This is a genomic window from Bacillus safensis (genome assembly GCF_039619585.1).
In the GTDB taxonomy this organism is placed as follows: Bacteria; Bacillota; Bacilli; order Bacillales; family Bacillaceae; genus Bacillus; species Bacillus safensis.
Genome location: NZ_CP154909.1, coordinates 1,570,474 through 1,595,537, shown reverse-complemented (window position 1 = coordinate 1,595,537; position 25,064 = coordinate 1,570,474). Strand labels below are relative to the sequence as shown.

Genomic DNA, 25,064 nt, shown 5'->3' with positions numbered 1-25,064 from the left:
TTTTTTTCCTTAATCAACCAAAATGTAACATATATCAATCTCTTAGAAAGGAGCCGCGACATGAATGAACTGACAATAACTGAAGTTGAAGAAAAAATTGTACAGCTTGTCATGAATAAGTTGTCTCTCAATGAGCAGCCAAGCCAAGATGATAGTTTAAAAGCTTTAGGATTAAATTCTGTCCAAATCGTCTCTTTTGTTATTTCATTAGAAGACACCTTTCATATTGCCTTTGAAGACGAAGAATTACACCCTGACCACTTCCGCACCTTAGAACGACTCTTCACTTTAGTTAAAAACAAACTGACTAAGACGCTGTAATTACCTGGGCCATAAATAAAGAGCGGTAATGCGAGGAGGCTTCCATCAGCTCCTCATGAGTACCGCAGCTTTGAACAGCACCGCCTTCAAGTACATAGATTAAATCTGCATTTTGTATGGTCGATAATCTGTGTGCAATTACAAGCAAGGTGCCGCCTCCTTTGGCATCGTCTATCCCTTTTTGAACCTTCCTTTCTGTCTGCCGATCTAGCGCGGAGGTCGCCTCATCTAATATAAGTAAATCAGCCTGTTTTAAAAGCGCTCTGGCGATAGCTAAACGCTGTCTTTGTCCTCCTGATAAGGAAATTCCCCTCTCTCCAATGACTGTGTCAAAACCTTTTTCAAGCCCTTTGATGAAGGAAAGAATTTGTGCAACTTCACAAGCCTGTTCAAGTTGTTCTTCGGTCACATCATGTAATCCCATGATTAAATTCAGGCGTATCGTGTCTGGGAAAAAATAGGGCTCTTGCGGGACAACGGCTATTCGCTTTAATAAATGAGATGGATTGATCTCTGATAGATCAACCCCATTCACTAAAATTCCCCCGCTGTCTGGCCGGTAAAGTCCAAGTGTAAGCTTTGAAATTGTTGATTTCCCGCTGCCGCTCGCTCCAACAATCGCCACTTTCCTTCCCTTTGGAATATGAAGATTCAAGCCGTCTAAAGCGCCTTTAGATGTTTGTTCATAAGAAAAGCAAACATCTTCAAACACCACGTCTTCTACAGCATCTATTCGTTTTGTTCCATTTTCTTCGTTTTCCATTTGCAGCACTTCTGCGATTCGGTGAACAGATGCACGCTGCTGGAAAAATTCAAATACATACTGGAATAACTCTTGATAACTCTTCATTAATTGAGATGCATATTGGTAAATGACGACAAATAAACCGATGGACATGTTTCCTGCTGCTACTTGATATGTGCCAAACACTAGAACTGATAGTATCCCAAACCATTTCAATGGCTCTGTTAAAAAAAGAAGCTTGTTTTGAAACTTACCTTCCTTCATGACACGATCCATCATTTTGTTAAACAGCTTTTCATACAAACCGATTTCCCACTTGCGTCGATCGAATGCGACAACTTCCCTTGTAGAAGAAATGCCTTCTTCTACATGCACGAATAGGTCTGATCTTCTCTCCTGCACATCTTTTGCTATGTTTGTTGCCGTTTTCGCCATTTTTTTACCGACAATAAAATAACAAGCGCTTGCAAAGAGAAGCAAGAAAAATAAGACAGAACTCACAGATAGCAAAATGATAGATAAAACAATGGCCATAAAAATCGTTTGTACAATTTTCGGTATATGTAAAGCAGCCGTAACAGCAACTGTCTTTACATCTTGATTAAGTTTGTGTAAATAAAAACTAACTGGGTGAGTTTTATATGATCTCATGGATACTTGCTGAAGCTGATCTAACATCATTTTCTGCAATGAATGATGGATGGTCAGATAGTTTTTATGCATCACATATGGGCTGGCAACAAACATCACAACATATACAAGAAATATAATGGCAAACAGCATCAAGATCTGGGAGAAATGATGACTGATACCACTATTCAAAAGAACATCATCAATGAGCCACTTTTGCAGTCCTATCATGGCTAAATTAGCTGCTGCTTCAATCAAAACGAGTAAAAGAGCAAGGATGAGCATCCATTTTTGCCTTGTGATCAAAAGAAACAGCCAATTTTTTCTCATGTTACACCTGCCTCCTTTTCTGAGCGGTCAGACGCCAATTGATAAAAATGCCCTTTTTTCCTCATCAATTCATGAAATGGTCCAGTTTCTAACACACAACCATCTTTTATAAAAATAATTCTGTCAAAATGACTGACCGTTGATAAACGATGCGCAACGGCAATGACAGTAGATTCCTTAAATGTTTGGTGTAATGCATGCTGGACTTTTTGCTCACTGACATTGTCAAGAGATGCTGTGGCTTCGTCGAGTAATACAACCCTTGGATTTTTAGCAAATAGCCTGGCAATCGCTATTTTTTGCTTTTGCCCTCCGGAAAGTTTTAATCCCCTTTCCCCGAGTATGGTATCGTATCCATTTTCTAACTCTCTTATAAATGAATCACAGTCTGCTTTTTTTGCGGCTTCAATGATCTGTTGATCTGAAAGACTTGTATCTCCAAAACGAATATTGTCCTTTACACTCATATTAAATAAGAACGTTTCTTGAAAAACAAATCCCATCGCACCTCTTATTTGACTAGTAGGTAAACGGCGCAAATCAACTCCATTCATTGTAATCATCCCGGATGAGGGATCATAAAAGCGTCCAATTAACTTAAGAAGCGATGTTTTCCCTCCGCCGCTTGTACCGACAAGCGCTACTTTTTCACCCTTCCGAATATGTAGATTCATCTCTTTTAATAAAGGAGGATGATTTGGATAATGAAAACTGACGTCATGAAACACGATATCGCCTTCTACATGATCAAGGTACACCGGCTGCTGAGGCTCTCTAATATCAGGTATTTTTTTCATAAAATGATATAAAGGTTCAATTTGAAATGTTAATATTCGTTGTTCTGTTAAAAGTGTGACAATGGAAGTAAGCATATGCATCGCTGAAAAATAATATAATATATATGCCACAAAACCACCTGTCGTTAGCTGTCCAGTCTTTACAAGGTGGATACCAATACCAAAAGTGGCAAGAGCGCCAATATAATAAGTCAGCCTGCGGTTGCTTCCTCGTAAATAGGCGAAAAAAACATTTTTCTCATGATCTTGGCGCACTTTTTCATGGAGTTTTTGAATTCGTTCCATATCCCATTTCATATAGCCTAAAATTCTAAGCTCTTCCATCGAAGCAAGACTTTCGTATAATTTTGTTTGCAGCGTGCGAAAACCTTCTGCACTTTGTCTACCGTAGATCGTGGCCTTTTTTTCAAGCCATGGCCCAAAGACATAGTAGAGAATAAAACTTGGAATGATGATTAGTGTGAGAAAAATAGAAATGTTTATCATAAAGTAAAGTGAGATGGCGATAAATAATATCTGATTGATAAATTGTGGGAAGTATCGTCTGTAAATTTCTTGTACAGCTCGTGTCTGTGTGTTAACAAAGGAGAGTGTTTCACTAACAGAATGTTGTTCGTAGTATGAGAAACCAAGTTGACGGATTTGCTGGAAGGCAGCAAATTGTGAATCTCTTGAGGCTTGTTCAATTAATTTTCTTTGCCATAAATTTCGTGCGGCTGTCAGTATAATACCGAGTACAATTAAGCCAGTCAGTCCTAACAATAAACCATTCATTTTTGAAAAGTCTTTTGCTGGCAAAATGGTCTCAATAAAATATTGAATAAATTTAGGTATGATGAGCTCGCTCAAGGTAATAACGAAACCACTCATAATAACTAGAATCACTTTACCTGTATAAGGCTTTAAGAATGAAAGTGTCCATAGATAAACACGCCATAACTGCTTTGAATCCTTGTCGATTTGTTTCAATCCATCACCAGCCTTTTGCTCTTTTTCAACAAAAAACGGAATTTTTTTACATCTTTTTCGATCCTTGTTTGGATTATATAAAATGTTTTTAGTCATGACAATGTGTAATTTGCATCATTATAACAAAAAAGGCAGTGACTTCCATCACTGCCCAATCGTCCTATATTTCACTGTTATCTAGTGATACGCGCATACCACTGAGGCTCTATTTGATTAAAATAATCATGTTCTTTTAGCACATTTTCTAGTCTTTCAATCATCTCATCCATTTGACCCGGATCGAATTTAATAACCCACATAATCGATGAAAAGATACTCATTGCGACATAAACAGAGTAAAGCAGCCAAAAATCATCTGGAATGTTCCCATCAAAATATCCATTGATTTGACCAGCTGAAAAAGCTTCACTTGTTTCTCTGCTGAAAAGAGCTACTTTATAAAAATCGTGAATGGGATCTCCCCAGTCAAAATTGTTAAAATCAATAACACCTGCATATTTATGATTGTTTACAATAATGTTCCCTAAATGAAAATCATCGTGCTGAAATTGATTAGGTCTGCCTTTCACTATATCTATGTGCTTTGCTATAAACTGAGCTACTTTTTCATCCCCTTTAAGGGAGAAACCGCTTTCCCGGTAAGCAGTTAAATATCGATGATGCTTTTTAATGACACGATCTTCCCAAGGTTCGATGTGTGAAGGTGCCGGATATTTATGCATATTTCGTAAATCCTGACCTGCACTTACCCCGATAGCATACTGCTGTTCTTCAGTTAACTGACTCATGATTTCTTTTGCTTCCTGGCCTTCTATAAACGATAAAATATAGTACACTTGCTGTTTTGCTTCTAGAACACCGATATTCACTGGATCAGCACACTGAACACCATGACGTCTTAATTCGGAAAGCAGCTCAAACTGCATCTTTATTTTGTCATACTGGTCTTGATCTGTGAATCGAAGGACATATTTTTCACCTGACACCGTAGTCATGACCCATTTTTCATCCCGAGAATATCCTTTATCAATGTGGTCTATGCTGACCGCTTCTTTTAATAAGGGAATGTGCTGCATAAGGTCTGTTTTATTCATGGATTGATTCATCCTTCCAGTCTCTTTTCTTCTCACTCTACCAAATATTTCATTTGAATAGAATGATCAACAATTCCTATTTATGTCGAAACTGCTTTACAATGTTTTTCCATTCTAATATAGTTAATTTATGTAAATGATAGAAAATTTGTAAAAGGGAGCGTTGCAGATGAATGAAACGACAGATGTCCTTTCACTTTCAAGTCAAGTAAAAGATTTGGTTCTGCGTTCTTTGGATGATAGCAGCAAGGTTTCTATTGGTGCAGATGAGGAATTAACAAATCACGGTCTCGATTCGATTAAAGCAGTTTCACTCATTTTGGAATTAGAAGAGGTTTTTGATATTCAATTTGCAGATGAGGAATTACTGACAGAGCACTTTTCAACAATCAATAAAATTGTTCATCAGCTGCAAAACAAGTTAGCTGATTAATCTTTTTTGTATCAAAAAAAGGCATCTCTTTAAAAGACATGCCTTTTTTGTTTAAGCAGAAGGTACATCACCCGTCGGACTAATAAGCGAGAGCGCATAATCTTCTGTAAAGATGCGTTTAGATAAGTTATTCACGCCGTCTAATGTGACGCTGTTGATTTCATCAATAATTTCATCGAGTGTCCGATGTTTGCCAAGGAGCAGTTCATTTTTACCGTTTCGGCTCATTTTGCTGTTTGTGCTTTCAAGGCTGAGCATAAGGTTGCCTTTCATTTGCTCCTTAGAGTTCTCTAGTTCTTTCTGCGTGATTCCCTCACGTTTTAAGACGTCTAATGTTTGTAAGATGGTCTCAGAGAGCAGGTTTAGCTGTTTCGCTCCAGTTCCGCCATAAATCGTCAGCATTCCATTATCTGCAAATGAACTGTGATAGCTGAAGACGGAATAAGCAAGTCCTTTGTCCTCTCTTACATCTTGGAATAATCGGCTGCTCATGCTTCCGCCAAGAACATTATTTAAGACGATTAAGTCATAGATGCCCTTATCTCCAGCTGGGAGGCCATTAAAGCCCAGGCATAGGTGCGCTTGTTCCGTTTCCTTTTTGCGTGTGAGCTTGCCATAATGAAATGCTGGAGCTTCTACAGGCTGCTTTTTCCCTTTTCCTTCATAAGAACCGAACAGCTTTTCAACCTCGCGAATAAAGGTCTCATCTACGTTCCCTGCAACTGAGATCACGACGCGGTCCGGGGTATAGAATTCATCCATGTATTTTCTAAGTGAGTCTCCGTTAAAGGTTGAGAGTGTTTCCTCTGTTCCTAAAATCGGATATCCTAATGAATGATCACCATAAATGGCTTTGCTTAATAAATCATGAACGATGTCATCAGGAGTATCCTCATACATTTTAATTTCTTCGTACACCACATTTTTTTCTTTTTTCAGCTCTTCTTCATCAAAAGCTGAGTGAAAGAACATGTCGCTTAATACATCGAGGGCGTAGCCAGCATGTGAATCAAGCACCTTCGCATAGTAGCAAGTGTATTCTTTTGATGTAAAGGCATTCACCTGACCACCAATGCGGTCAAAGGATTCTGCGATATCACGTGCAGATCTTGTCTTTGTTCCTTTAAAGAACATATGCTCTAAAAAGTGTGAGATTCCATTAATTTCAGGTGTCTCATGTCTAGAGCCTGTTCCAATCCAGACGCCAATTGCGACAGACCTTACAGTGGGATTGTTTTCGAGTACAATTCTTACTCCGTTTTGGCATGTATACGTTTTGACCAAGTTTTGCTCCTCCTATTCAACAAACAGATCGCATCACGGATGTCTTTTTTCACTTAGGAGGTCAGAAACCGTCCCTAATTCATATCCTCTTTCTTTAATTTGAGTGATAAGTGCGTCAAGACTTTTCGCTGTTGCATCTGTTGGATGCATTAATATCATCGCCCCATTGTGAATTTTCCCAAGCACCCGCTTTTGTAAAATAGCCGGGGATGGTTTTTGCCAGTCGATGGTGTCTACTGTCCACATAATGGTTTCCATGCCTTCTTGTTTGGCAAGCTTGACTGTTTCTTCTTTAAAGCTGCCGCTTGGAGGCGCAAACCATTTTGGTTTCTTCCCAAGGGATTCTTCAATTTGGCGATTTGTTTTCGTTATCTGCTCTAATGCTCGTTCTCTTGTCAGTGTGCGCATATCTGGGTGATTGTATGAATGATTTCCAATTTCATGACCATCTGCCGCGATTTTTTTAGCAAGCTCTGTGCTTTTTTTCACCCATTTGCCTTCTAAGAAAAAGGTCGCCTTGACTTGATGCTTTTCCAGCGTCTTTAACATGTTGATTAAATGCTCATCACCCCAAGCTACGTTGATGAGGAATGCATTCATTTTTTTATCTGGATGTCCCTTATAAATGGGCTCTGCCCCAAGCTCATGTAAATGAGTAGATGGTTTTGTTTCATTGAAAACAAGCAGCTTTTCATCGAATGACCCCTGTTTCTTCATTTTTTCATAAGAGGCATCGATATCAACTGTCTGTCCATTTAAGCCAGGCATCTTTTTCCACACTTTATCAATCTTAGCATTTTGCGCCTTTACTTCATAGTCAGAAGACTTCGATTCAATCTCCTGATATAAAATATCTTTTGACACAGATGCAACCTCGGCATGCTCTTTCATTGATTCAATATATGTAACAGCAGCCGGCTGCTTCATCGTTTGATAAGACACGAGCAGTAAAAATACAAACACAATGAATGGTAACGTTTTTTTCAATGGTTGTCCCTCCCCTTTACCACAAATTATGATGGGGAGAAACAAGCTAGAACTATTGTTAGCGCAAGAAAAGAAAGAAGCCTGGCACGGATACCTGGCTTCTAACACATTTTATTTGATCTCATTAAGACTGCTTTTCTTCTTTTTCCTTCTCTTCACGTAAAACAGCTTTCCGAGAAAGGTTCACACGGCCTTGTTTATCGATTTCAGTGACTTTGACAAGTAATTCATCGCCAAGTTTCACGACATCTTCTACTTTGCCCACACGCTCAAGCGCAAGCTCAGAAATATGAACAAGTCCATCTTTTCCACTGAAGATTTCAAGGAAGGCACCGAATTTTTCAATGCGTTTGACTTTACCTAGGTAAAGCTGTCCTACTTCAACTTCTCTCACAAGATCTTCAATGATTTTCTTCGCTTTTTGGTTCATATCTTCTTCTGTAGAAGAAATAAAGATTGTACCATCTTGTTCAATATCGATTTTCACACCGGTATCTTCAATGATTTTATTGATTTGTTTACCGCTTGGTCCAATGACATCGCGAATTTTATCCGGATTGATTGTCATCGTTAAGATTTTAGGTGCATAACGAGACAATTCTCCTCTAGAAGCAGGAATTGTCGACAGCATACTGTCTAAAATTTCCATTCTTCCTTTTTTCGCTTGTTGAAGAGCCTCTTCTAAGATGTCTTTTGATAGACCATCGATTTTGATGTCCATTTGAAGGGCTGTTACACCTTTTGATGTACCTGCAACTTTAAAGTCCATATCTCCAAGTGCATCTTCCATTCCTTGAATGTCTGTCAGCACTGTGTAGTATTCACCAGATTTCACAAGTCCCATTGCAATCCCTGCAACTGGTGCTTTAATTGGAACACCGGCATCCATCATCGCAAGTGTGCTTGCGCAAATACTTGCTTGTGAAGTAGATCCGTTAGATTCTAATACCTCTGAAACGAGGCGAACCGTATAAGGGAAATCTTTTTCGGATGGAATGACTGGTTCTAGTGCACGTTCACCTAGTGCACCATGTCCGATCTCACGACGGCCTGGACCGCGCATTGGACCTGTCTCGCCAACACTGAATTGCGGGAAGTTGTAATGGTGCATGAAGCGTTTTGATTCTTCAACACCTAAACCATCAAGAATTTGCACATCACCAAGTGCACCTAATGTACAAATACTGAGCGCCTGTGTTTGTCCTCTTGTAAATAGGCCTGAACCGTGCGTTCTTGGCAGAAGTCCTACTTCTGAAGAAAGTGGACGGATTTGATCTACGCCGCGTCCATCTGGACGTACTTTCTCTTCAGTGATCAGACGGCGAACTTCGTTTTTGACAAGCTTGTTTAATACATCTTTCGCTTGTTTAATCGTTGCTTCGTCACGTTCTTCTGCTTCAAACTTCTCAACTACAGCTTTTTTCACAGCACTGATTGCATCCTCACGCGCATGCTTCTCATGTACTTGAATCGCTTTCAGCAGGTCAGCTTCAGCAAGTGCTTTTACTTCGTCTGCTAACGTTTGATCTACTTCATATAAAGGAATATCGATTTTTTCCTTACCGACTGCCTTCACAATTTCTTCTTGGAATTCGATTAAGCGTTTGATCTCTTGGTGACCGTACATGATCGCTTCAAGCATTGTTTCTTCCGGTACTTCATCAGCACCAGCTTCTACCATGTTGATCGCATCTTTTGTTCCGGCAACCACAAGATTGATGTCACTTTGTTCAAGCTGCTCCACATTCGGGTTAATGATCAGCTTTCCATCCACTCGTCCTACTGTAACGCCGGCGATTGGTCCCTCAAATGGAATGTCAGACACACATAAAGCTAAAGATGAGCCAAACATTGCAGCCATTTCAGATGAGCAATCTTGATCCACACTCATGACGATACTAATGACTTGTACTTCGTTTCTAAATCCATCTGCAAACAGCGGACGAATTGGTCTGTCAATTAAGCGGCTGGCAAGGATCGCCTTTTCACTTGGACGGCCTTCTCTTTTAATGAAGCCGCCAGGAATTTTACCTACTGCGTATAGTCTTTCTTCGTAGTTCACAGTGAGCGGGAAGAAATCAAGTGGTTTTGGTTCTTTAGAAGCTGTTGCTGAGCTAAGCACAGCCGTATCTCCGTAGCGTACGAGGACCGCTCCGTTTGCTTGCTTTGCAAGCTGGCCAGTTTCAACTGTCAGTTGACGTCCAGCCCAGTCTATGGTGAAGACATGTTTCTCTTGTCCCATTCTGAGATAAACTCCTCTCTTATCGTAAAGTTTTAGTTAGTTCTTATTATGAACAAAATGATTTTCACATATCAATGTGAAAGCTGTATGTAGAAGGGTTTTTGCCATTCTTTCAACATTTTAACCATAAAATATTAGTGATTATACGATAAAAAAGCGGGAATCCTCCCGCTTTTTACGATTATCGACGTAAGCCTAGTTTGTTAATTAACTCACGGTAACGAGTTACGTCTTTATTACGTAGATACGTAAGAAGATTACGACGTCTACCTACCATTTTCAAAAGACCGCGACGTGAGTGGTGATCTTTCTTATGAGTACGTAAATGCTCGTTCAAGTTGTTAATTGATTCTGTTAGGACAGCGATCTGAACTTCTGGAGATCCAGTATCAGATTCGTGTGTTTTGAACTCATTAATTAATTGCGTTTTACGCTCTTGAGTAATAGCCATCCTGTTTCACCTCCAAATCATGTTAGCCCCATCTACCTCGCAACCGTCGGTGAAGTCGGCCTGCCAAGTAAGTGGTTTTAAAGCTACAGGAATAATCATACTAAAAATATGCTGAATTTGCAAATGGTAGAGCAGTTTTTCTAAGATTTTTTTGTTTGCTTGAGCTGATCTTGAAAAAACTGAATCGCTTCTTCTTTATCTTGACTGATTTGAGCCGTCAGCTCCTGGATTCCGTTAAATTTTCGTTCACTGCGAATGCGCTTGAACCATTGTAATTTAATCGGCTGGCCATATATTTCTTCGTTAAAATCAAAAAGGTTTACTTCAATGGCAGGCTGATCAGGACGTTTTTCATAAAATGTTGGTTTATAGCCGACATTACAAACACCGTCATATACTTTACCTTTTACTTCTGCTCTTACTGCATATACCCCTGTTGGCGGAATAATGTATTCAGCAGATAAGCCGACATTAGCTGTCGGAAATCCGATCGTCCGTCCGCGTTTGTCTCCATGGATGACAATGCCGCGAAGCTGATAAGGTTTTCCTAAAAGCTCGCTCACATATTCAACATCCCCATTTTTTAATGCGGAACGGATGAGAGTGGAACTGACTTTTCGGTCTTGATTGGACAGCTTAGGTACGATGGTTGCCGTGATACGGCCTTTTCCGTATTCATCGAACGTTTCCATTGTGCCTGCACCAAAACGGCCAAACGTAAAATCAAACCCCGCTACTGCGTGCTTCACATTCAATTCATCCAAATATTGATCCACAAACTCTTGAGGAGATAGAGCTGCAAAGCTCTCGCTGAATTGTACGATGTATAAATAGTCAGCGCCCAGCTGTTCGATAAAATCAATTTTATCCTCAAGCGGTGTAATTAAGTCTTTTGGTTCCCGTGCCTTTTGCAAAACATGTGATGGATGCGGATGAAAGGTCATGACTGCTAAGGCCAATCCTTCTTTTTTCGCAATGCTTTTCGCTTCGTCAATGACTTTTTGATGCCCGAGGTGAACACCGTCAAAGTACCCTAAAGCCATGACAGACGGGACTTGATCCTTTTGATTCAATGTATGTGGGTGTGAAATATGTATAGTCTTCACGAGATGTCACCTTTTCTTTAAGATTGCTTGTCCTGAGATAAGATCTTCGCCGGCTTCATCAGGTTCTGTTTGGTCGGGTGCTTCATATATATTGCCAGACAACGACCTGAAGGAGCAAAAACAGCGACACGATCCGCCTCTGCGAAATGAGCAAATTCATCAGGCATTGGCAGGACTGCACCGTTTTCCACTTTACTTGCTAATGTATCATTTATCTCCCATTTCGGCAAATGATTGAGCGCACGCTCGATCGGGACAAGGTGCTCTTCTACAGTTCCTTCCTCGCTTATATCTCGCAGTTCATCCAGAGTAATACATTCATCAAGTGTAAAATCACCAGACCCTGTACGAATAAGATGTGACATGTGGGCTGGAAACCCTAGTTTCTTCCCGATATCAACCGCTAAGGTCCTCACATACGTTCCCTTTGAGCATAGAACAGTAAACCTAAATGACACGCTGCCATCCTCATATGTGACAGGTGTAGTCCGCTCGATACGGTGAATAGTAATTTCTCGGCTTGGCCGCTCAATTTCGATGCCCTCTCTTGCATACTCATAGAGCTTTTTCCCGCCAATTTTCACAGCAGAAAACATGGGAGGAATTTGTTCAATGGTTCCTTCAAACTGCTTCAGCGCCGCATCAATTTCTTTTTCTGAGATCGGTTTTTCCACCTTTTTTTCTTCTACGATCTCACCTGTTTGGTCTTCTGTTGTTGTAGAAAAGCCAATCGTGATTTCTGCATCGTATGTTTTCGATTTATCTGTTAAGTATTCTACAATCTTCGTTGCTCTTCCGATACAAATAGGCAGAACACCTGAAACCTCTGGGTCGAGGGTGCCTGTATGGCCGACTTTTTTTGTGTGTAAAATTTTTCTTACTTTAAACACACAGTCGTGTGAGGTCATGCCTCTTTCTTTATGTAATAAAAGAACACCATTTATCATCTGCGTTCTCTCCTTTCATAAACGATGAAAAAGGACAGACGATCTTCGCCTATCCTTATTTCAACGTCTTATTCGTGATCTTTTGTGTTTAACTCAGCAATCAGGCTTTCAATTCGGTTTCCGTAGTCTACGGATTCGTCGAATTCAAAATGCAGTTCTGGTGTTTTGCGAAGTCTGATTCGATTGCCAATTTCAGAGCGGATATACCCTTTAGCCTTTGCAAGGCCTTTTAAGGTTTCCTCTCTTTTCTTCTCGTCGCCAAGAACAGAAATGTAGACTTTGGCAATTTGCAAATCACCGGATACTTCGACATCGGTTACAGTCAAAAAGCCGATTCTTGGATCTTTTAGCTTTCTTCCTAAGATGTCGCCCAATTCTTTTTTCATTTGCTCACCCACACGGGTTGCTCTCATACTCATGATCTTATCACCTCTAATTAAAACCACTCAGTTTTCGTGATCGTTCGTTCAATTTCAGGAAAAGAATCGATAAAGCTTAATACACGCTGAAGCTCCTTTTCCACTTGAACCCGAGATGAGGAAATCACGGCGATTCCAATTGATGTACGCTGCCATGTATCCTGGTAATCCATTTCAGCAATGGTTACATTGAATTTATGACGCGTTCTTGTCAATATACGCTGAAGAACCGCACGTTTTTCCTTCAGTGAGGATGCATCATAGATCATGCACTCACATTCGGTATAACCGATCATTTTCTTTCGATTTCTTGCATAACGAATGATTCCATGACATCACCTTCACGGATATCATTGTATTTCTTAATGGTAATACCACATTCATAGCCTTGTGAAACTTCTTTCACATCATCTTTAAATCGTTTTAACACGTCAACTTCGCCTTCAAAAATAACGACGCCGTCACGGATTAAGCGGATTCCGCTATCTCTTGTAATCGTTCCTTCAGTTACATAGCCGCCAGCAATTGTACCGATTTTAGATACTTTGAACGTTTGACGAACTTCAACTTGACCGATGACTTTTTCTTCATATTCAGGGTCAAGCATTCCTTTCATCGCAGCTTCAATTTCATCGATGACTTTATAGATAATGCGGTGCAAGCGGATATCAACGTTCTCAGTCTCAGCTGTGCTCTTCGCATTTCCATCAGGACGTACGTTAAAGCCAATCACGATGGCATTAGAAGCACTTGCTAAAATGATGTCTGATTCTGTAATCGCTCCAACACCCGTATGGATGATTTTCACTTTTACGCCTTCGACTTCTATTTTTTGAAGAGCTGCTGTTAATGCTTCAGCAGAGCCTTGTACGTCTGCTTTCACGATCAAGTTGATATCTTTTACGTCACCTTGTTTGATTTGCTCAAATAGGTCGTCTAGAGATAATTTTGCTTTATCTGAACGCTGTTCGTCCAGCTGTTTAGAAGCACGCGCCTCACCGACTTGACGAGCTGTTTTTTCATCTTTGAATACGAGGAACTGATCCCCTGCATTCGGTACATCGTTTAAACCAGTGATTTCAACAGGTGTAGATGGTCCTGCTGTTTTCACGCGGCGGCCGATGTCATTGACCATTGCACGTACACGGCCAAATGTATTTCCGACAACGATTGGGTCACCTACTTGAAGTGTACCTGTTTGAACAAGAAGGGTTGCAACAGAACCTCTTCCTTTATCAAGCTCAGCCTCGATGACAGTCCCTTTTGCCGCACGATTTGGGTTGGCTTTCAGTTCTGCTACTTCACTGACAAGAAGGATCATTTCGATCAATTCATCAATACCTTCACCTGTTTTCGCAGATAGTGGAACGAAAATCGTTTCGCCGCCCCAAGCTTCTGGTACAAGACCATGCTCAGTTAACTCCTGCATCACACGGTCAGGGTTCGCTGTTGGTTTGTCAATTTTGTTCACAGCGACAATGATTGGCACTTCTGCCGCTTTCGCATGGTTAATCGCTTCAATTGTTTGCGGCATGACACCATCATCTGCTGCAACGACTAGAATTGTCGTATCCGTTACTTCGGCACCACGTGCACGCATCGTTGTAAATGCTGCGTGTCCAGGTGTATCAAGGAACGTAATTTTTTTGCCATTTTCTTCAATTTGGTATGCACCGATATGCTGCGTGATTCCACCTGCTTCGCCTTCGACGACTTTTGTCTTACGAATGCTGTCAAGAAGAGTTGTTTTCCCGTGGTCAACGTGTCCCATGATCGTTACAACTGGAGGGCGTACTTGCATATCTTCTTCTTTATCTTCTACTTCATACTTTTCAAGTTCAGTTTCTTCTAAAATGATGACTTCCTCAACTGGAACACCATATTCAGAAGCGATTAATTCAACTGTATCTTTATCAAGTTCTTGGTTGATTGTTGCCATGACACCAAGCATCATCAGCTTTTTAATGATTTCAGCTGATTCTTTTCCAAGCTCATCAGCCAGCTGACCGACAGTCATTGAATTTGTAAATTCAATTTTTTCAGGAAGCTCTTTTTTAGGCTTTACAGGTCTAGCTTGCTGATGCTGCGGTTTGTTATTTCCACCGCGTTTGTTTTTGTTTTTATTTTGGTTGTTGTTTTTTTTGTTTTTATTAAATTGATTATTCTGCACGTCATTCTTCTTTCTATCATTGTTTTTGTTAGATGATTGTTTTTTTTGTTCTGCGGGTTTCTCGTTAGCTGTCTCTTTTGCTTTGGCTTTTTTATAGATAGCGTCTAGCTTTTTCACAGTGTCGTCTTCAAGCGTCGCCATGTGGTTGTTCACTTCCACGTTCATATCCTTAAGCGCTGCTATAATATCTTTACTTGAAACATCTATGGCTTTTGCGTATTCATATACTCTCACTTTAGCCATTCGTTCACCCCCAAATAAATTAATCGAGCAAGCTTATGAGCTTCTTAGCGAAGCCTTGGTCAGTGACAGCGACAACTACGCGAGCTTCTTTCCCAATAGAACGTCCGAGAACGGAACGGTCTTCAACTTTTCTAACCGGAACATTATAAAATTTGCATTTGTCAGATACCTTTTTCTCTGTGTTAGATGAGGCATCTGCTGCAAGAAGAACCAGCTTAGCACGCGCATGTCTAATTTCTTTGATCACCAGATCTTCTCCTGACACGACTTTACGAGCTCGATTTGCTAGACCAAGCAAAGGATACCATTCAGATTCATTCATTAGGTTTTTTCACCTTTTCAGCTAGTTCTAGTAATTCTTCAAATATGTGTTCGTCAATCTGTGTCTGAAATTGCTGCTGTAAACTGCGTTTGTTCTTTGCCGCAAGAATAGTTTCTTTATCGAGAGAAAGGTAAGCTCCGCGTCCGTTCATTTTTCCGGTAGCGTCAACAGACACTTCTCCTTCTTTAGAACGAACAACACGGATCAGTTCTTTCTTTGGTTTCATTTCTCCCGTCACGACGCATTTTCTAAGCGGGATTTTTTTTCGGCTTTTCACCTTTAATATCACCTCTTATTCGTCAGATTCCTCAGCTACTGGTTCAGCCTCTAAGAAAAGAGATTCAGAGTCTTCAGTTCTTGGGAAAATACCGAGTTCCCTTGCATCTGTTTCGCTTTTAATGTCGATTTTCCAGCTGGTCAGCTTCGCTGCAAGGCGGGCATTTTGACCTCTTTTACCAATCGCTAATGACAGCTGATAATCAGGGACAATAACTGTTGTCGCCTTGTCTTCTTCATTCACAATGACATCAAGTACTTTTGATGGACTCAGCGCATTGGCAACAAATTCAACCGGGTCATTAGACCAATGAACAATGTCAATCTTTTCGCCTTTTAGCTCGTTGACAATTGCTTGTACACGCTGGCCCTTTGGACCAACACAGGAGCCAACTGGATCAACATCAGGATCATCTGTACGAACAGATATTTTAGAACGGTCCCCAGCTTCTCTAGCAACCGATTTAAGCTCTACAGTACCATCATAAATTTCTGGCACTTCAATTTCAAATAAACGCTTTAAAAGACCTGGATGTGTTCTAGACACATAAATTTGTGGTCCTTTTGTTGTTTTTTCTACTTTTGTAATGAACACTTTAATGCGGTCATGCGGTTTGTATTCTTCATTTGGCATTTGTTCATTGACAGGAAGAAGGGCTTCAATTTTGCCAAGTGACACGTAAATAAATTTACTGTCAATCCGCTGAACGATTCCCGTCATAATGTCTTCCTCGCGGTCGATGAACTCAGTGTAGATCACACCACGCTCTGCTTCTCTCACACGCTGCGTCACAACTTGTTTCGCTGTCTGAGCTGCAATACGTCCAAAGTCTTTTGGTGTGACTTCAATCTCAACGACGTCACCAACCATGTAATTCGGGTTAATATTGGCTGCATCATCTACAGAGATTTCAAGGCGAGAATCATACACTTCATCTACAACATCTTTTCTTGCGAACACACGAATCGTTCCCGTTTCGCGGTTTAAATCAACACGAACATTTTGTGCTTGATTAAAATTACGCTTATATGCAGAAATGAGTGCAGCTTCTATCGCTTCAATTATAATTTCTTTACTAATACCCTTCTCTTTCTCAAGAACAGTCAGGGCATCTAACAACTCACTACTCATTTTTATGGTTCCCCCTTATATCAATGAAAAGGTTAATTGAACGAAACTGCTAATCTTGCGTTAGCTATTTTCTCGTATGGAATATTGATCTCTTTCTTTCTTGTCTTGATCTTCACTGTCACTGTTGCAATCTCACCATCAAAGCTTGTAAGCTCACCTTCAAATGCTTTTTCACCATCAATTGGTTCATATGTTTTCATGAAAACATTTTTTCCAAGTGCTTTTTCAAAATCAGCTTTTTTCTTTAATGGGCGCTCCGCTCCAGGAGAGGACACTTCAAGAAAGTAGTTTTGGCTAATCGGATCTGCCTCATCAAGCTTTTCGCTCAAGGCTTCGCTCACTTTGGCACACTCTTCGATATCGACACCTTTATCAGAGTCAATAAACACGCGAAGGAACCAGTTTTGACCCTCTTTGACAAATTCAACATCAACGAGTTCAAGCTGTAAGCCATCTAAAATTGGCTGCACCATTTCGCTTACGACATCCACTACTTTTTTGCTCATTCTCTTCCTCCTTGTGCTTTCGATAAACGCTCTTATCAATCATTCTGCATAAAAACCCTGCTTTATGTGAGCAGGGGGAGCAGAAAACGGATGAATAATGTCGAGACAAAAATTGCCTGTTCAATACAAAAGAGCGGGTTTCCCCACTCTTGTCTCGGTAATCGTTAGCATTTCCATAAAAACTATACCATATCCAATTTTTTTATGCAAATGAAGTTCCTCCTTATAATAGGTACTCGCTTATCGATTAATGCAGCATGTTCAGTACCATTAATACCTCTCTCTTCCTTTATATATAAACGGAAAGCTACTATGAACAGAGCGGACTGATAATAATGCACCTGAATACAATGAGCGAACAACAGAGCTCCCTATGAAAGAAAGTAACATCTACACTAAGTCATCTCTAATTCCAAAAAACTTTGTATGACACAGTATGGTTATTCATATAGAAGCAAAGAGTGTATCAGTAAACAGCCTTCACTTTCCACTTTCTCAAAACCCCCTAATGGATAAGTACTTCAACGTTAAAGAAATAAGCAGTTCAATTTTAATCACACTGCCATTCTCCTTCACTTCAGAGAAACGCGTTCTCATTTTTAGGGAATCGCAATTTAAAAATCATTCATATTGAACTCCCCGAAAAGCAGGCAGAGACTAAACGGATAACCTTCATATTATACATAGAGAAAGAATCATGTTTATATGGAATGAATGTATCCAGACTGTTTAATCAGCCATGCATGTAAAAGTAAAGGTGTCTTCTGTGCTGAACTGCTATATTCATCTGGAACCTGCCTTAAGGTGTGCTGTAAATTTTCATTTCCTATTAACGATAAAAATTCCATACTAAATGGGCTGAATCCTCCAATTATAGAAGTACCAATCTTATACTTTACATCTTTTCTAGGTTGGGTAATATAGGTGAGTAACTGCTCGAACTCAGATAATGTCAATGAGGCGTGATATTGATCATATAAATACAGTTCTTCTTCTTTGTTCTGAACTGAACTCATTCCACTTTCTATACTATCTCGATTTAAATCAACTATATAAATAATAGATTCATTTGATAAATAAGGAAGGAACTGTTCTAATAATGCTACAGGATCTTCAAATAGCCCAAAACACAGATGTATTAAAATCGCATCATAACTTTTCGCATGTGATGAAAAATTTTCGATATCTGTACAAATAAAATTAGCTTTTATATTCAATTGATTTGCACAATGTATGGCTTCCTCTGATGAATCAATTCCTGTCAAATCAGCTAGAGGTAATTGCTTAGATAAATACTCAAGCATCTGCCCTTGTCCACATCCTATATCTAAAATAGAGGCAGGCTTTTTTTTGAATGTTAGTTGATAATAAGAAATGAAAGTTTCAGCTGATAGACATCGAGTAAATGGCGTTTCTCGATTATCATAATTTGAACTTATTTTTCTTTTTTCTGGATCCAAAAACCATGACTGAGCCAGCGCTCTTTTTCCTTTAAGCTCTTTCATCTTTTCTAGTATTATCACAGGGTTTACCACCTTTATAAAAGCCTCACCAATCAGTTTCAGATAATACGGGAGGTTTCGTTTTGAAGTTGTTTATTTTGAGAGGTTGAAAAAAATGAATGAACAGATTATGTGAAATATGAAATGCTATCGCTGCTAGAATACCAAATGTTAAGTATGAAATAACTGTGATGAATGTAAAAAGCGACATATAAGCAATAGACTTAACACCGCCTATTGGTATATGCAGCAAGATAAATCCTATTGAACTGATACAAATCGATACCGCCACAGATTCCACAGAATTTGTTAGTAATAATAACGGAAGAAAGAACCGCCAAATCAATTCTTCTGATAGAGCAGTTAATGGAAGAAAAAAGATTGAATCAACATTGACAGCATATCTGCCTCTAAATGCAACAACTTTGTTTTTTAATTTCCATAGAACTGACGGTAATAGGACACCTAATAAAAAGAAGAATAAAATACCATACACATTTTTATTATTAGACATTTCAACTAAGAGCTCTTGAGAAAATGCTCCACAGCATATAGATGCTCCGATTATCGTGAATCCATCATAGCTCCTCTGAGGAGTGATATATGTTATTAACTTTCGATCGGATATTGGTTTATCTCTCTTGATTTTGATAACCATTTTAGAGCTTAAGGGACCCAAAAAGTGAAGGAGGATCCCTAAAGCTGCTACCATTGAAATCATCTATTTAAGTACCCGCAATCAATGTATAAATTGGAGCGTCATCTACTCCATTAAATCCACCGATCAGTTCCATTAACTCATCATCGATAAACCCTCCGAATGGTCGGCTATTAATCTTCTGTGCAGTAGATAGCAAAATCATATTTTGCATGACATGTCCTGCCTCCATAAAAACGAAGCGATAAGAACGATGTCCATACTTAAATCGAGAACGCCAAAAATTCGCTGAAATGACTACAGCAAATGCAAAATCTTGAACGGATTCTTCTTGTAACATTATTTTCTCAAATTCTTTTTCAGAGTAATCACCCATTTTAGTCAATCCTTTTCTATACGGATCGAAATGATAAATACCTTTGTCTAAAGAATCCACTTTGTTGGCTACAATAAATAGATCTAGAGGATAAAGTGCCCCGCCAGATGGTATAGGGCGTCTAGGTCCTTCTTTACGCTCTACCAATCCATAACTCTTCTGTAAAACTGTTGAGAGTTGTTCTAATGAAACACTCCCCCCGCTAAAATAATCTGCACTTCTTCGTTCCTGAATGACATCGTCTAAAGATATATTTGTATTTAATGGTTTAGGTAGTAAAATTAAAGGCAGGTCATCAAATCTTTTACTTGCATGTGTAGCAATCTTTTGCAAAGTTTGAGATCGCAGCAGCCCTGCAACACCAGGTGCGTCCCATGCCATTGAGCCCCTATAGATTTTTGTTGCCTCAAACCAATTTTCAGAAGGATCATCAAACCGTAATGCTTCGTTTCCATACACAACATCAGCCAAATTAGTAGCATGTCTTTCAATACTATTCATATATTTAATCACCTTTCTACGATATTAAGGAAATGGATGCGGAATTGGATTCAGTTCTTCTAACTTAAAAGGTTTATCTACTAAACCTAAATGATAAGAATGTTTTAAAATTCGTTCTCCGCCCAACATTCTACCTCTATAAAGAACGTCAATCGGTTTATATCCAGGAATAATTGATTTTACGACATAGGCACCAGCATCTTTTATATCAGGGCTGGTTAAATCAAAAGTTGCCACATGATATCCTTGTTTTGATAAATGACTGACAAGGTTAGTCCATAGAATGTCTGGAGAACGATCATCAAACGGTGCATAGTCTTTAACGTCCACTAATTTCTCACTCGCTGTTAAAAAATCAGCTTCTTTCACGATAGCTGTTCCCGCATAGAGTTTAATATGATCTTCAAAACTGTTAATATCTCGATGATAATCTACATCCACTAAGGCGTTCCCTAATCGTTGTTCTGTTTTTACCCAAGTTCTTGTATACATTCCCTCTATTGCAGCTTTCTCACATGCTCTTTCAATTGAATGAGCAGAGGCCGCGCCAATAGCAAATGGAGCTAAATCTGTATGAGGATTTCTTATCACTGCCAAAATAGTAGGAACACCAGAAAAAATGCTCATGTCTACTAAATGCAAATCAAGAGAAGTAGGTTTAATATATCTTTCATAGAAGTGTTTTAATCTAGGTGAGGTATTAATATCGATCTGCGGTAAACTTAACTTATTGTACCAAGTAAGCATAAATGCATCTCTTTCAATTGTTTCAAATAAACCTGAGATTGCCGCTTCTTGATATGTAATACCACAAGCTAGTCCATTACTAGTTGCATGACCAATATTGGGGTCTCCTGGCCACTCAGTATAGTTTGCAATATGAATTAATTGAGCAGGCGTCCAAACTTCTTCATTATTTTCAGCAATATGACCTTTTCTCCACCATAATTTTGTATCTTCATTCCATCTATCATGAGGAAAATTCGGGTCTTCATATTGAGTGACAGCATACATCTCCCACTTATCAAAGCCAATTACTGATTTGCCTTCATTGATTAAGTCCTTTTGAGTACCAAAACATACAACATCAGAGTTTAAAGGTAAATAAGCGGCACTATATCTTTCCACCGTTTCACCTATAGCTGCTAATCTGGCTGCAGCTGGATTAGCAGATCCTCCCCCATTATATGAATTAGACGGTACCCCAAATAAAATATTGCTGTCTGTACCATGCGCTCCATATGAATGACCCCATATATCATCAACGTCTCTGAGTTTTCTATACTCTCTACGGACTATCCCAACATACGGATCTGCCAATTGGTCGAGTATTTCCCATGACTCTTCTAACGTTGTCCATTTATTAGCCATAATTAATTATTCACCTCACCATGAAACCAAACTTGAGGAAAACCTGTATCTGCAGCTGGGGAACACTTCGGGCATCTAGGTACTCTATAGACACGATGATGATTAAATGAGACACCTTTATCATCTAAATTAATTGTTGTAAATCCACCTGGTATTGCACTTGGTGCGTAATCTTTTAGTGTGAGCCATTCTAAAATTAAATTACTTGCAATTCCGATTTGAACTAAATGAATCGGCATATGATAAACCGGTTTCTTTTCAGGATTTATAGGCTTTATTTTCATTAAGTCTGAACGCAATACTTCGTCAGAAAAGTTTGCTGACTTTCGAAGGTTATAGCAATGTAAACAAGCTGATTGATGTGGTATGAAAAATGGACCTACCCAAGATGTCTGTCCATCATATGGCACAATGCTCAACCAAGGTATGTGGTCTTCTAATGCTAGATCATTTATTTCTTCAAAAATCGGGTCTAAATGAGAGTTGCCAATAGCAACCCTGATATCCGGCTGCTTATTTAATTCTCCTTTAAGCACTACATGTAGCCCTGCCTCTTGCAAATGACGAATAAATTCAGCAGCAACTGGATTATGATCTCGCGTAATAACTTCAACAATTCCTGTTTTTAAACGATCTAGTATATCTTCAACCAATACTTGTCCACCGGCTCTTTCATAAGACAAAAGCGCCGTCAAATCAAAGTTCATATCCGTCTTAACACACATTCCGTTTGTAACTAAAAATTCGAGGACATGTTTTAATTGATCACTCTCTACTTCGAAATTCTCCTCTAGCTCTTTAATCGAAACCCCATTATCTTCCGTGAGATAATTAGAAATTTCTTGAATAAATTCAATAATTCCGTCACCTTCAATTTTGGTGACAGTTTGCGCTTTTAAACCAATCAAACTGTCTTCTAGTTTACCTAGCGTAATGTGTGGTGCTAATTTATACCTCGTCATTTCTTGGTCTTTGACAAACATATATTATTCCTCCTTTAAGAATAATTAATTTGTATTTTAGATAATTGGGCCCGAGTTGGGGGGTGACCAATTATTTGTTCAAGCGTGTTCGTAAATGGCTGTAAATGTTTTGAAGAAGAAGCTTCTTGAAATCCGACTAACCATTCTAATACGTCTAAAGGCATATTGTTCTGGGACAATATTGATATGACCTCTTCTTTACTTTTACAATATAATTCAATTTTCATATTTAAATCCTCTTCAAAAATATCCTTCAGCCTACTCATACTTACTAACTCTGGTCCTGTTAAATCATATGCCTTTCCAGCACGATTCCTAACATCTTTTTTAGGGATTAAACATGCCTTTACAACATCTTTTGTATTGATCCAATTAACTCCCTCGGGAGAAAATGCAGTTATTAATTTACCAGTAGCACCTGCCCATCCTCTATAAAGTTCTATATTGATATCAAGCGGTGAAGTCCTATAAAGTATGCTATTCTGATAGATTTTCAATAATTCACTTTCAAGAGAACCTAGTTCATCCTCAACAGTATGCCTTCTATTAGATAAAATAATCGTTTCCGTTTGAAAATCAGTATTATTTATAAAGTATTCTTTGTCATAACTAACAGCCCCGCCCAAATCGATTATTTGAGCAGGATAGTCTTCATACTCAACTTTCATCTTCTCTAAATAGGCTTTGATTGGTTCTCTAATACCGACATAATGAATACTCATAAAGAGCCCCCTCTTTCCCGATCACATTGGGATAAAATGGTTAAAATCTAATTGAATCAACTTATAATAGAAAAAGTAATCTTCTATTCGAGTTCTTCATAACATAGTAACCTCAACTTTTTTCATACATTTAATTAACTTAATATCTAAATACCCAAAATATTTGATCCAAAATAACGCCGCCCTTCAATCAAAAAAACAACATTAAGACCATATAAACCCTTTAAATACATAAAATTTTAAATATAGTATTATTTTCCATAGTCATATTAAACCACACTTTTTCAGGGTTATCAACGAACTTTTCAGAAAATATAAAACTTTCACACTTAATCATTGACAAATAAAGACTTATGAACCATCATATGTAATATATCAACTACATATCTATGTTGATAAATTTTAAATAAGGAGGTCTAAAGATGACTAAAATTACAATCCCAACTGCTTTGGCCGCTAAGGTACATGGGGAAGGTCAACATTTATTCGAACCAATGGCTGCGCGCTGCACTTGCACAACAATCATCTCAAGTTCTTCAACTTTCTAATCAACTTTAGTTTTTCGACATATCATTGAAAAGATCGCTCCCCCACCTAGCAAAGAAGACTTAGCTGGGTGGGTGGGCATCTTTTATTTGAAAATAGAAGTTCTCCACATTTATTTTGCTTAACGAAAACCTTGCATTAAACTTTCATATCATGTTAATGGGGCAGCAAGAGATAGTGAATAAAACAAAAATAAAAGGCTATTGAGATTTTTCTCAATAGCCCCTGCTGTATTAAATATCGATTACTTCCACACCCCTTAAATCTGCCCCTTCTCCTTCTAAAATATGATAAGTCATTTTATCCATTGTCACTCCAATAAAGTTTAATTTTTTAATCGTACATGATTTAAAATTAACATTGATTAATTTAGAATTCTCAAAAGAAATGTTTTTAAAATAACAATTTTCAAATAAAACATTGATTAAAGATGATTCATCAATACTAATGTTGGGTAAATGACAGCCATATAAGGATGAATTCGTTATCTCACAATGTTCAAAATGAGATTGAGTCAAATCACTCTTTTCAAAGGTAGTTGAGGAAATTTTAGAATGGCTAATATTAACTTTTCTCAGATAACACCCATTAAAATCTGAATGACTCATTACTTTTTGTACAATCGATAGTCCCTTAAAATCGCACAACTTATATTTAACATTTATAAATGTTAACCATTCTAAATCAGCATTAACAAATATTTTTTTCACGTGCTCTACGCGGTTATGATCATCAATTACTAATGTATGGTTATCAATGCTTATTTCGCCTGATTTCAGCTTTTCAATAAGCATATCCTGAACCTCTGCATCTTTTAATCCATCATTTTCGAGTTTTAATTTAACATTTCCAAGCAGCTCTAATAATTCTTTTTTCTTTTCTTCATATGTTTTGTCTTTTTTATATGGGCGAAAACAACTTTCAACATACAGTTCTAACTCTTCACTTAACATTGCCTCACTCCTTTTTCTACAGACAGCATACATGCATTGATTTGGCGG

Annotated in this window: 26 protein-coding genes; 3 read left to right on the top strand and 23 right to left on the bottom strand. The window is 38.6% G+C overall.

Features of this window, described 5'->3' with window-relative positions; translation table 11 throughout:
• The first annotated feature begins 60 nt into the window (after positions 1-60).
• Positions 61-321 carry an acyl carrier protein gene (locus AAYR28_RS08115; RefSeq protein WP_183001999.1) on the top strand — a complete coding sequence of 87 codons (261 nt, stop codon included), beginning with the start codon at positions 61-63 and terminating at the stop codon, positions 319-321.
• Here AAYR28_RS08115 and AAYR28_RS08110 read toward each other — a convergent pair.
• The 3 genes from AAYR28_RS08110 to AAYR28_RS08100 all read right to left on the bottom strand — a co-directional run bounded on the left by AAYR28_RS08110 (position 308) and on the right by AAYR28_RS08100 (position 4,886).
• Positions 308-2,026 (bottom strand): ABC transporter ATP-binding protein, encoded by a 1,719-nt coding sequence (locus AAYR28_RS08110; protein WP_120207026.1) that lies wholly within the window; start codon positions 2,024-2,026, stop codon positions 308-310. The two genes, AAYR28_RS08115 and AAYR28_RS08110, sit on opposite strands and share 14 nt — an antisense overlap.
• Positions 2,023-3,792 (bottom strand): ABC transporter ATP-binding protein, encoded by a 1,770-nt coding sequence (locus AAYR28_RS08105; RefSeq protein WP_183002000.1) that lies wholly within the window; start codon positions 3,790-3,792, stop codon positions 2,023-2,025. Before AAYR28_RS08105 ends, AAYR28_RS08110 begins: the two co-directional genes overlap by 4 nt.
• Positions 3,793-3,965: 173 nt before the next feature.
• On the bottom strand, positions 3,966-4,886 hold the full coding sequence (locus AAYR28_RS08100) for an aminoglycoside phosphotransferase family protein (RefSeq protein ID WP_183002001.1): 921 nt from the start codon (positions 4,884-4,886) through the stop codon (positions 3,966-3,968).
• A gap of 169 nt (positions 4,887-5,055) precedes the next feature.
• On the opposite strand from AAYR28_RS08100, the gene AAYR28_RS08095 reads away from it, so the two are divergent.
• The gene (locus AAYR28_RS08095; RefSeq protein WP_051627339.1) at positions 5,056-5,319 is read left to right on the top strand and encodes an acyl carrier protein; all 264 of its coding nucleotides are present in this window, start codon (positions 5,056-5,058) and stop codon (positions 5,317-5,319) included.
• Between the two features lie 51 nt (positions 5,320-5,370).
• Here AAYR28_RS08095 and AAYR28_RS08090 read toward each other — a convergent pair whose 3' ends face one another.
• The 19 genes from AAYR28_RS08090 to AAYR28_RS08000 form a co-directional block, all read right to left on the bottom strand.
• Positions 5,371-6,603 (bottom strand): M16 family metallopeptidase, encoded by a 1,233-nt coding sequence (locus AAYR28_RS08090; protein ID WP_034281847.1) that lies wholly within the window; start codon positions 6,601-6,603, stop codon positions 5,371-5,373.
• A 33-nt stretch (positions 6,604-6,636) separates the two neighbouring features.
• Positions 6,637-7,590, bottom strand: coding sequence for a polysaccharide deacetylase family protein (locus AAYR28_RS08085; RefSeq protein WP_081124383.1), 954 nt, complete (start codon positions 7,588-7,590; stop codon positions 6,637-6,639).
• A gap of 124 nt (positions 7,591-7,714) precedes the next feature.
• A complete protein-coding gene (gene pnp / locus AAYR28_RS08080) occupies positions 7,715-9,832 on the bottom strand; it encodes a polyribonucleotide nucleotidyltransferase (RefSeq protein ID WP_024424134.1) in 2,118 nt (705 codons plus the stop codon).
• Between the two features lie 181 nt (positions 9,833-10,013).
• Positions 10,014-10,283: a 30S ribosomal protein S15 gene (gene rpsO, locus AAYR28_RS08075; protein WP_008354438.1), complete on the bottom strand. Its 270-nt coding sequence runs from the start codon at positions 10,281-10,283 to the stop codon at positions 10,014-10,016.
• A gap of 140 nt (positions 10,284-10,423) precedes the next feature.
• On the bottom strand, positions 10,424-11,389 hold the full coding sequence (gene ribF / locus AAYR28_RS08070; protein WP_098676888.1) for a bifunctional riboflavin kinase/FAD synthetase: 966 nt from the start codon (positions 11,387-11,389) through the stop codon (positions 10,424-10,426).
• A 17-nt stretch (positions 11,390-11,406) separates the two neighbouring features.
• Positions 11,407-12,336 (bottom strand): tRNA pseudouridine(55) synthase TruB, encoded by a 930-nt coding sequence (truB, locus tag AAYR28_RS08065; RefSeq protein ID WP_120207030.1) that lies wholly within the window; start codon positions 12,334-12,336, stop codon positions 11,407-11,409.
• 68 nt (positions 12,337-12,404) lie between these two features.
• Positions 12,405-12,755 (bottom strand): 30S ribosome-binding factor RbfA, encoded by a 351-nt coding sequence (gene rbfA / locus AAYR28_RS08060; RefSeq protein WP_007499525.1) that lies wholly within the window; start codon positions 12,753-12,755, stop codon positions 12,405-12,407.
• 17 nt (positions 12,756-12,772) lie between these two features.
• Positions 12,773-13,051, bottom strand: coding sequence for a DUF503 domain-containing protein (locus tag AAYR28_RS08055; protein WP_024424137.1), 279 nt, complete (start codon positions 13,049-13,051; stop codon positions 12,773-12,775).
• Positions 13,048-15,168, bottom strand: coding sequence for a translation initiation factor IF-2 (gene infB, locus AAYR28_RS08050; RefSeq protein WP_034281840.1), 2,121 nt, complete (start codon positions 15,166-15,168; stop codon positions 13,048-13,050). The genes AAYR28_RS08055 and infB overlap by 4 nt, the downstream gene beginning before the upstream one ends.
• 19 nt (positions 15,169-15,187) lie before the next feature.
• Positions 15,188-15,490, bottom strand: a complete 303-nt coding sequence (locus AAYR28_RS08045) for a YlxQ family RNA-binding protein (RefSeq protein ID WP_024424138.1) — start codon at positions 15,488-15,490, stop codon at positions 15,188-15,190.
• Entirely contained in the window at positions 15,483-15,767 is a 285-nt protein-coding gene (gene rnpM, locus AAYR28_RS08040; protein ID WP_024424139.1) for an RNase P modulator RnpM, read from the bottom strand. The genes AAYR28_RS08045 and rnpM overlap by 8 nt, the downstream gene beginning before the upstream one ends.
• 15 nt (positions 15,768-15,782) lie before the next feature.
• Positions 15,783-16,898 carry a transcription termination factor NusA gene (gene nusA, locus AAYR28_RS08035; RefSeq protein ID WP_024424140.1) on the bottom strand — a complete coding sequence of 372 codons (1,116 nt, stop codon included), beginning with the start codon at positions 16,896-16,898 and terminating at the stop codon, positions 15,783-15,785.
• A gap of 32 nt (positions 16,899-16,930) precedes the next feature.
• The gene (rimP, locus tag AAYR28_RS08030; RefSeq protein ID WP_003211398.1) at positions 16,931-17,404 is read right to left on the bottom strand and encodes a ribosome maturation factor RimP; all 474 of its coding nucleotides are present in this window, start codon (positions 17,402-17,404) and stop codon (positions 16,931-16,933) included.
• Positions 17,405-18,105: 701 nt separating this feature from the next.
• Positions 18,106-18,927, bottom strand: a complete 822-nt coding sequence (locus AAYR28_RS08025; protein WP_131631251.1) for a class I SAM-dependent methyltransferase — start codon at positions 18,925-18,927, stop codon at positions 18,106-18,108.
• 25 nt (positions 18,928-18,952) lie between these two features.
• The gene (locus AAYR28_RS08020; RefSeq protein ID WP_170825839.1) at positions 18,953-19,618 is read right to left on the bottom strand and encodes a CPBP family intramembrane glutamic endopeptidase; all 666 of its coding nucleotides are present in this window, start codon (positions 19,616-19,618) and stop codon (positions 18,953-18,955) included.
• A 13-nt stretch (positions 19,619-19,631) separates the two neighbouring features.
• Positions 19,632-20,441: a SagB/ThcOx family dehydrogenase gene (locus AAYR28_RS08015; RefSeq protein WP_034281835.1), complete on the bottom strand. Its 810-nt coding sequence runs from the start codon at positions 20,439-20,441 to the stop codon at positions 19,632-19,634.
• Positions 20,442-20,465: 24 nt separating this feature from the next.
• On the bottom strand, positions 20,466-21,812 hold the full coding sequence (locus tag AAYR28_RS08010) for a YcaO-like family protein (protein WP_034623592.1): 1,347 nt from the start codon (positions 21,810-21,812) through the stop codon (positions 20,466-20,468).
• 2 nt (positions 21,813-21,814) lie between these two features.
• Positions 21,815-22,795, bottom strand: coding sequence for a TOMM precursor leader peptide-binding protein (locus AAYR28_RS08005; protein WP_034281831.1), 981 nt, complete (start codon positions 22,793-22,795; stop codon positions 21,815-21,817).
• A 14-nt stretch (positions 22,796-22,809) separates the two neighbouring features.
• On the bottom strand, positions 22,810-23,517 hold the full coding sequence (locus AAYR28_RS08000) for a protein involved in maturation (protein ID WP_041117408.1): 708 nt from the start codon (positions 23,515-23,517) through the stop codon (positions 22,810-22,812).
• A gap of 422 nt (positions 23,518-23,939) precedes the next feature.
• Between AAYR28_RS08000 and AAYR28_RS19050 the strand changes: the two genes are divergently transcribed.
• The gene (locus AAYR28_RS19050; RefSeq protein WP_080701195.1) at positions 23,940-24,065 is read left to right on the top strand and encodes a plantazolicin family TOMM peptide; all 126 of its coding nucleotides are present in this window, start codon (positions 23,940-23,942) and stop codon (positions 24,063-24,065) included.
• 231 nt (positions 24,066-24,296) lie between these two features.
• Here AAYR28_RS19050 and AAYR28_RS07995 read toward each other — a convergent pair whose 3' ends face one another.
• Positions 24,297-25,016: a pentapeptide repeat-containing protein gene (locus tag AAYR28_RS07995; protein ID WP_183002002.1), complete on the bottom strand. Its 720-nt coding sequence runs from the start codon at positions 25,014-25,016 to the stop codon at positions 24,297-24,299.
• Positions 25,017-25,064: the final 48 nt, after the last annotated feature.